The following is a 6,823-nucleotide window of genomic DNA, read 5'->3' on the forward strand; positions in this document are numbered from 1 at the left end:
GTAATATTTTCACCCGTGGTGCTAGATAAACTTGATCAAGCATAAAAATAGCCCTTGCTGGCGGATCTCCTGTAGAATGAAAGTGCGACCCATCATTCGAAAGGAGAGATCCCCCACGCAAGAGCACTTTCATTTTACTACAGATCCAGCCAAACTTCAAAAACAATATGCCGCCATTTTCTGTTTTGTTTCTGCCCAACTGTCGTTGATTCAAATGGATCTTCATCGCCGCAACCGTCACTTGGTCAAGCATGAAGACGAAGTGGTCATGGCGGTTCACCTTTTGGGGAAGCTGCTGGGCTTTTCTTCCGAACGAGCCTGGCATCGCTTTGCCACGGGAAATTTGTTCACAAACGGCTCGTTTCTTGAACGCTCCCGATACAACCGCCGCTGCCGAGCGCTTGGCTTCGCGGTCAAATGGATTCGTCATGAACTGGCGAAACGTGGCCAACATCATGCTAGACATTGTCGACAGTTTGCCTCTTCCGTTGTGCCATCCCGCGAGAATGCAGCGCGTCAAGCGATTTCGAGGGATCGCGGATATGGGATATTGTGCTTCCAAAAAGCAATGGTACTACGGTTTCAAGCTGCATCTTCAAGTGACCAATCAAGGGCTGGCCATGGGTGATGTCGTGACGGAAGCGTCCTGCTGCGACGTCAAAGCCGCTGAAACGGTGATGACTCAAATCCCTCATCCTGACAACTTTGGGGACAAAGGGTACATCAGCCGCGCTCTTCGAGAAAAGCTGTACGAAGAACACCAATCCGCGTTCTGGACATCGTCGCGACACAATCAAAAGCACGGCCCATCCAAGGCATGGGAAGAATGGATCCGAAAAAAACGCAAAGTCATCGAGACGGTGTTTTCGATTCTCGTGGACCAATACCGGATCACCGACATTCGGGCGAATTCCATTGCCGGGTTTGAAGTGGCGCTCGATGGCATCTTGTTGGCTTATTCCTTGGTCACACTAGGGCTGGTTGAGCGCTGACGCTCAACTAGCACCACGGGTTTTATATACTTTCAATTTTGATTTCCGCATCATCGCTTCCATCTCATCGTCCCCCTTCTCCCTAAACAACCAAAAAACAGGTATAATGGAAAACGGAACAACACGCCATATCCAGCGGAAAAGGGTAGGGGGGCACGATGTGGAACATTTTGCTCATTGAAGACGATGTGACGTTATTTCAAGAAATCAAACAGCGTCTCGAACAATGGTCATACAACGTTTACGGCATCCGCGATTTCGGTCGTGTGATGGAAGAGTTTTCTGCTTGCAAGCCGCACTTGGTGATCATCGACATCCAGCTGCCGAAATTTGACGGGTTCCACTGGTGCCGCCAGATTCGTGCTCATTCGAACGTCCCGATTTTGTTTTTATCATCGCGCGACCACCCGACTGATATGGTCATGTCGATGCAGCTTGGGGCTGATGATTACATCCAAAAGCCGTTTCATTTCGATGTGCTGATCGCCAAAATCCAAGCGCTGCTCCGCCGCGTGTACAACTACAATGCCGGACCCGTTCAGCTGCAAACATGGTGCGGGGCAACGGTCGACTATGAAAAAAGCACAGTCTCAAATGAACACGGAACAGTGGAGCTGACGAAAAACGAGCTGTTAATTTTGAAACATTTATTGGCCAAGAAAAACCAGATCGTTGCTCGGACGGAGCTGATCAAACGGCTATGGGAAGACGAACGGTTTGTCAGCGACAACACGCTGACCGTCAACGTCAACCGCCTGCGGAAAAAACTGGACGAACTCGGCTTGGGCCGCTTCATTGAAACGAAAGTTGGGCAAGGCTATATGGCTACGGAAGAAGGGAGCCACTGATGATCAAAGATTATTTGTGGGAACGAAAAAGCTGGATGGCCCTCTTTCTCTTTCTGGAGCTGTTCATCCTGTTTGTCGCTTATCTGGATCCGACGATTCCGCTCTCCTCCGTCCTTTACATCGTCTTTTTAACGACTATCATCTTTGTTGTCTTTGTCATCATCCGTTGGAAAAAAGAAACGGCATTTTATCAACGTTTGCAAGAGTGGGAGCGCGGCCTCGATCCCGTCTCTGCCCTGCGGGCGGCAAGCCCGCTGGAGAAGATCGTCGAACGCGTCCTCGCCAGCCAAACGGACCAATGGAAACAGGAACTGAAAGAACACCTCGCCACGTTGGAACAAGAGAAAGATGAACTGTTGTCATGGATTCATGAAATGAAAACGCCGCTGACGGCCATGCGGCTCATCATCGAACGGGTCGGGGACGAAAACACGAAAGCGCAACTCTTGTACGAATGGCTGCGCATTCATCTGCTTCTTGATCAGCAACTTCATCAACGACGGCTTCCACACATGGAAAACGACTTATATATCGAACAAGTCGAACTTGAGCCACTTCTCATCAATGAGATTAAACCGCTGCAATCGTGGTGTATGCAAAAAGGCATCGGCTTTGACCTTCAATTGGACGTCCGCTCCGTCCTGAGCGATGCCAAATGGCTTTCTTTTATCATCCGGCAAATCATCACGAATGCGGTGAAATACAGCGAGTCATCTGACATTGTCGTGAAAAGCTTTATGAAAAACGGCCATGCCCGCTTGCAAATTCAAGATTTCGGCTTGGGCATTGATCCAAAGGACTTGCCGCGCATTTTCGAGAAAGGATTCACCTCCACCACCGAACACCAAAATGAAGCGGCGACGGGGATGGGGCTGTATTTGGCGAAAAAAGCCGCCAAACCGCTTCTTCTTGACTTTCATGTCGAATCCACGCCCGGACGCGGAACGACATTTACGATCATATTTCCGCAAGAAAATGACATCATCCGCACGCACCGCATGTGACGATTTTGTCACACGCGGTTTCGTTTTGTTCGGCCAAACGCAGGAAAAAACCAACCCCATTGCTTATGATAGAAACGAAGGAGGGAAAACGAGATGGTCATATTGGAAGCAACCAACATCCACAAAACGTACGGAACGAAAAAGAACCTACAAGAAGTGCTCAAAGGCATCGATCTGCGTGTGGAGAAGGGGGAATTTCTCGCGATCATGGGGCCTTCCGGATCAGGGAAAACGACGCTCCTCAACGTTCTTTCCTCAATCGACCGGGTGAGCGAGGGCGCTATTTTCATCGAAGGAAACAACGTCGTCGCCATGAAAGACCGAGAGCTGGCAGAATTTCGCAAACGCCATGTCGGATTCATCTTTCAAGAGTATCATTTGCTTGACACGCTGACGGTAAAGGAGAACGTCCTTTTGCCTTTATCGATTACGAAAACGCCCAAGCGAGAAGCGGAAAAGAAATTTGCAGAATTGGCGGCTGAACTTGGCATTATTGACATCCAAAACCACTATCCAAGCGAAATTTCTGGTGGGCAAAAACAGCGCGCTGCCGCGGCGCGGGCGTTCATCCATGAACCGAGCATCATTTTTGCCGATGAGCCGACGGGCGCACTCGATTCAAAATCGGCTTCCGATTTATTGCACAAGCTGCAACAACTTAATAAAAAACGGAAGACGACAATCATCATGGTCACCCACGATCCGGTCGCCGCCAGTTTCTCAGGCCGTGTCGTTTTTATCAAAGACGGACAATTGTATACGCAACTGTATAAAGGAACGGAAACGCGGCAGCAATTTTTCCAAGCCATTATGCAAACGCAAGGCGTGCTGGGCGGTGTTCGGCCATGAGCATGAAGCAACTCCTGTTCCGCAACTTGAAACAAAACATCCAACATTATTATTTGTACGTGTTTGCCTTGATGTTTGCTTCCGCCTTGTATTTCGCGTTCGTGACATTGCAGTACGATCCATCGCTTGATGCCATCAAAGGGGGAGTGAAAGGCGCGGCGGCCGTCCGCACAGGCGCGGTGCTTCTTATCGTGATTGTCGCCGTCTTTCTTTTGTACGCCAACGCCCTGTTTATCCAACGGCGCGGCCATGAGATCGCTCTTTTGCAGCTGATCGGCATGACGAAACGAAACATCTTTTTTATGCTGGCGGCCGAAAACGTCATTCTTTATTACGGCACACTGATCATCGGCATATTGGTGGGATTTGCCGCTTCCAAGCTGTTGATGATGATTTTGTTTAAAATCATCGATATTCCGCTAGCGGCATCTCTTTCCTTTTCTGGCCGAGCATTGGTGCAAACGTTGATTGTGTTCAGCGTGATTGATGTCCTCATGATGGGGATGAACCACTTGTTTCTCAAAAAACAGACGATTTTATCCTTGTTCCGCACTACATCCACAACCGAAGCAAAACACGTATCCGTATGGAACATGGTCGTGGGGATGGTGGGGATCATCCTCATCGGCAGCGGCTATGGTATATCGACGAAATTGTTTAGCAGCGACTGGAAGAGCGTTCAAGGATTATTCATGGCCATGGCGTTCATTTTAGGCGCTGTCATCATCGGCACCTATTTGTTTTTCAAAGGAACGATCAGCTTTCTGTTCCACCTATGGCGGAAACAGAAAGATGGCTATTTGTCGATCAACGACGTGCTATCGGTATCGTCGCTCATGTTTCGCATGAAATCGAACGCGTTGCTGCTTACGATCATCACGACCGTGTCGGCCATCGCGATCGGGTTGATTTCGTTAAGCTATATTTCCTACTATTCCGCCGAACGATCCGCGCAAAACTATGTCGCCGCCGACTTCGCGTTTACGGACAAAAAAGATGCCGCCCGTTTTACGGCGGCGCTGCGATCTCATGATATTCGCTATCGGGAAACGATTATCGATGTCATCGAAGCACCGACTGATATTTCGATGATTTTGGACATCGCTGATCAAAGCCGGCTCCAGTTTCAGCCGTCCGCCGCGCCGCTATCGGTGATCAGCGACACAAGTACAGGCCGCATCGATGTCAAGCCTAATGAAGCGCTGCTGACAGGATATGAGGACCTGCTTCGTCAATTTTTGCCGTTTAAAGAAACGGGAACGATTCGCTTAGAAGAAAACGGCCGCATGGTCCCGCTTCATTACCTTGGGATGAAAAAAGACTATTACGTCAACTATCATTTCACGTACGGCATGCCGACCGTCATCGTCGACCAAACGATGTTTGATCGTTTGCAAAAAGAAACCGATCCACAAAAGAAAAAGGTGCACATCGGCATTCACCTGACCGATGAAACCAATATTGAACGCGCTGATCAGTTGTTTCAACGCATGGAGTTTTCCTCCATCGCCGATTCGCGCCTGATGATGAGCCGCCACCAAAAGCAAACGTTCGGATTGATCATGTTTGTCGTCACCTTTTTAGGACTCGCCTTTTTGGTCACATCCGGCTGCATTCTTTACTTCAAGCAAATGGGCGCCGGAGAAGAGGAACGGCCGAACTACACGATTTTGCGCAAATTAGGATTCACCGAAAAAGACTTGCTCGGGGGCATTCGGCGGAAACAGCTGTTCTACTTTGGCATTCCGTTGCTGCTCGGATTGTCCCATAGCTATTTCGCCGTCCGCTCCGGCTGGTTCTTTTTCGGCACCGAACTGTGGACGCCGATGTTGACCGTGATGGCGATTTACACGGCCTGCTATTCGCTGTTTGGGGTGTTGTCTGTTCGTTATGACAAACAGCTGATTCGCAAGGCGCTATGAACAAGAGGCTGACGCCAAAACATGGGCTGTTGGCGTCAGTCCCCTTATTGCCGCTCACACTTGGCACCCTGACAGGGGGGGAGGAATGAACCGAAAAAAGTTCTCCACAAAATCTTGACTGACTCACAGCAAATTAAGCTGTCGCTTCTGATTGAAAAGAGGTATAATGATCATAAAACAGGGAGAGTAGAAAAATGGCCGGAGGCATATCGTATCACGCAAAGGACATTTTGTTTAAGTCGTTAAGCGAATTGTACCAAAACCAGGCGCTCGATGTGTATGGACTGCATGGGCTGCCTAGAATTAAAGCGCTTTTGCCGAATGAATTCCCTGCTGTGCGAGCAGATGAAAAACGTTCCGACACGTTGTTTCTTCTTGAAGACGCTTCGATCCTCTTACTAGAATACGAAAGCAACCAACGCTTCATTGACAATCATTTAAAGTACCTCGATTATGCTTACCGAATTTTGCACACATACTATAAACAAGAAAAGCAAATTAAGCCAATTCGCATCGTTGTCATTTACACAAGCGACGTCACAAGCGCCCACGAACAATTGCACGCTGGGGATGTATTGATTTCTTCGAAAGCCGTCTTGCTTTGCGAATATAACGGAGATGCGATTTTTCATACGATCGAAGAAAAAATTCGCCACAACGAACCGTTAACCGCTGAAGAAACGATGAAGTTTATTCTCGTTCCGCTCATGCATAGCCGCTTTGATCGGCAAACGATGATTGAAAAAACGATTGAGCTGGCGAAAGAAATTCATGACGAGTCGACACAGCTCCACGTCATCGCTGGCATTTTAACCGCTACCGACAAGTTTATTGACGAACAATATGCGAAGAAAGTAAAGGAGTGGATCAAAATGACAAAAGTCATGCGATTGTTAGTTGAAGAGTTGGAGCAAGAAAAGGAAGCAGCAGTGAAAGAAGCAGTGAAAGAAGCAGTAAAAGAAGCAGAAAAACAGAAAGCGGTCGAAATCGCCAAAAACTTTCTAGATGTTCTACCTATTCACGAGGTGGCGAAGCGAACTGGATTAACCGTCGCCGAAGTCGCGGATTTAGCGAAGGAAAAAAGCAACTAGCAACAACCTTTCGTTGCACGGGAAAAGAGCCGCTACAAATTTGCTCACCTACAGTTTTAAAAATGGGAATAAAGGCTCTTATTTTTTGAAAATTTTTCAATAAAAATTAACTGTAAA

Annotated in this window: 5 protein-coding genes and 1 pseudogene; all 6 read left to right on the top strand. The window is 48.2% G+C overall.

Translation table 11 applies throughout. The features are described from left to right. Window positions 1–76 precede the first annotated feature (76 nt). The 6 genes and pseudogenes from BRO54_RS18290 to BRO54_RS18315 all read left to right on the top strand — a co-directional run bounded on the left by BRO54_RS18290 (window position 77) and on the right by BRO54_RS18315 (window position 6,706). Window positions 77–992 (top strand): annotated as a pseudogene (locus tag BRO54_RS18290) (IS982 family transposase). A 158-nt stretch (window positions 993–1,150) separates the two neighbouring features. Beyond that, entirely contained in the window at window positions 1,151–1,840 is a 690-nt protein-coding gene (locus BRO54_RS18295) for a response regulator transcription factor (RefSeq protein ID WP_074044807.1), read from the top strand. Next, window positions 1,840–2,844 carry a sensor histidine kinase gene (locus BRO54_RS18300; protein ID WP_074044808.1) on the top strand — a complete coding sequence of 335 codons (1,005 nt, stop codon included), beginning with the start codon at window positions 1,840–1,842 and terminating at the stop codon, window positions 2,842–2,844. The genes BRO54_RS18295 and BRO54_RS18300 overlap by 1 nt, the downstream gene beginning before the upstream one ends. 93 nt (window positions 2,845–2,937) lie before the next feature. Beyond that, window positions 2,938–3,693, top strand: coding sequence for an ABC transporter ATP-binding protein (locus tag BRO54_RS18305; protein ID WP_012820653.1), 756 nt, complete (start codon window positions 2,938–2,940; stop codon window positions 3,691–3,693). Next, entirely contained in the window at window positions 3,690–5,615 is a 1,926-nt protein-coding gene (locus BRO54_RS18310; protein WP_074044809.1) for an FtsX-like permease family protein, read from the top strand. The genes BRO54_RS18305 and BRO54_RS18310 overlap by 4 nt, the downstream gene beginning before the upstream one ends. 194 nt (window positions 5,616–5,809) lie before the next feature. Beyond that, entirely contained in the window at window positions 5,810–6,706 is an 897-nt protein-coding gene (locus BRO54_RS18315) for an RpnC/YadD family protein (protein WP_044745319.1), read from the top strand. Window positions 6,707–6,823 lie beyond the last annotated feature (117 nt).

Source organism: Geobacillus proteiniphilus, from assembly GCF_001908025.1.
Lineage (GTDB): Bacteria > Bacillota > Bacilli > Bacillales > Anoxybacillaceae > Geobacillus > Geobacillus proteiniphilus.

Bases quoted from the DNA above. Each gene is read 5' to 3' on its own strand.
- BRO54_RS18295 (WP_074044807.1), top strand. From the start codon at position 1,151: ATGTGGAACATTTTGCTCATTGAAGACGATGTGACGTTATTTCAAGAA.
- BRO54_RS18300 (WP_074044808.1), top strand. From the start codon at position 1,840: ATGATCAAAGATTATTTGTGGGAACGAAAAAGCTGGATGGCCCTCTTT.
- BRO54_RS18305 (WP_012820653.1), top strand. From the start codon at position 2,938: ATGGTCATATTGGAAGCAACCAACATCCACAAAACGTACGGAACGAAA.
- BRO54_RS18310 (WP_074044809.1), top strand. From the start codon at position 3,690: ATGAGCATGAAGCAACTCCTGTTCCGCAACTTGAAACAAAACATCCAA.
- BRO54_RS18315 (WP_044745319.1), top strand. From the start codon at position 5,810: ATGGCCGGAGGCATATCGTATCACGCAAAGGACATTTTGTTTAAGTCG.